This window comes from Actinosynnema sp., assembly GCF_052038725.1.
Genome location: NZ_JBQGCX010001036.1, coordinates 1 through 1,569, shown reverse-complemented (window position 1 = coordinate 1,569; position 1,569 = coordinate 1). Strand labels below are relative to the sequence as shown.

The 1,569-nt window shown below is 74.1% G+C and carries 1 protein-coding gene; it reads left to right on the top strand.

Annotated features, from left to right (window positions below):
- Positions 1–378: 378 nt before the first annotated feature.
- Positions 379–1,569 (top strand): hypothetical protein (locus ACTUAL_RS21860; RefSeq protein WP_440901554.1); only part of this gene is annotated, 1,191 nt, incomplete at its 3' end.

Sequence of the window (1,569 nt, the reverse complement as noted above, 5' to 3'; positions counted from 1 at the left end):
GACAGAACCTGCCGGGTGTCACCTGTCACGCCCCGCCGTCGGTCGTGCGCCCAGCGTTCGGACGCCCGGCGGATCCGCCGCGCGCCGGTTCCGGCGCCTCGCGGAACCGTTGCGGGAACCGGGGTGCGCCGCGTCGCGTGTGGTCACCGGGGTGCGCGCTGCGTGCGGAACCGGTTGCGGTGCGTGCCTTCCTGGGCCCGGCGACCCCACAATCCCGCCCGGGCTCTGGGAACCGGGGCTCAGGAGGTGGCACCGCGTTCGGGATTCCGTTATCAACGAGTGGTGGCCCCGGTGCGGGACGCGCACTACCGTCACGGTGCCCGAACGTGTTTTGTCACATCGTCGGCACTGCGCTCAGCAGGGGTAGGGTCGGAGGGGATGAGCGTGGAGACCACCGCTAGCCCTGTGGACGTCGAACCTGGACTGCTCGACGCGGTCCGCGCCGCGGAGACCGTGCTCAGCGGTCGCTTCGGCGCCCGCGTCACGCTCGCCGACCCCGAGAACCTCGGTGGCGCGGGCCGGTCCACCGTGGCCAGGGTCAGGGTCGCGTCCACTCCCTTCTCGCTGCCGCGCACCCTCGTGGTGAAGCGGTACCCCGAGCAGGTGGCCGATCGCGACCCGTTCGCGCACGAGGCCGCCAGCCACAAGCTGCTCACCGCGCTGCCCGCCGAGGAGCGGGCCACCCCGGAGCTGTTCGCGCAGGACACGCGCAAGCGCCTGGTGGTGCTGGAGGACCTGGGCAAGGCCCCGCGCCTGGCCGAGAAGCTGCTGGGTCCCGACGCGCGCGTCGCCGAGCGCGGCCTGCTGTCCTGGGCGCACGCCATGGGCAGGCTGCACGCCACCACGGCGGGCCGCGACGCCGACTTCGACGCGCTCATGCGCAGGCAGGGCAGCCAGTGCTGCGCCGACCCGGTCGCGGTCGACCTGCACGTCGCCCTGGCCGGGCTGCCGGACCTGCTGCGCGAGGTGCTGGGCGTGGACACGCCGACGTCCGTGCTGGAGTTCGCCGACCACGCGGTGCGCGGCTTCGGCACCTCGCGGCACCGCGCGTTCAGCCCGTCCACGTCCTGCCCGGACAACCACCTGGTCACCGGGCGCGGCGTGCGGTTCCTGGACTTCGAGGGCGGGTGCGTGCGCGACGTCGTGTTCGACGCCGCCTGCCTGCGCGTGCCGTTCCCGTCCTGCTGGTGCGCCTACGGCCTGCCGCCCGGCATGTCCGAGGCGATGCTGGCGGCGTGGCGGGCCGAGGTGTCCTCGGTGTGGCCGGACCTGGACGACGACGACGTGTTCCTGCCCAGGCTGCTGGAGGCGCAGCTGCTGTGGCTGTGGCTGGGCACCTGGCGCGGGCTGCCCGCGCTGGAGGGCGCGGGCCAGAACGGGCACGGCAGGCGGCTGGACGTGCCGCCGCGCGTCCAGATCCTCACCTCCCGGTGGGTCCGGCTGCGCACCGAGGCGCTGGGGCTCGGGGTGAAGCACGTGGCGGCGTTCGCGGAGGAGATCGTGGAGGCGCTGGTCGCGCGGCACGGCAGTTCGGCGCTGGAGCTGGAGCTGTACCCCGCGTTCCGCGAA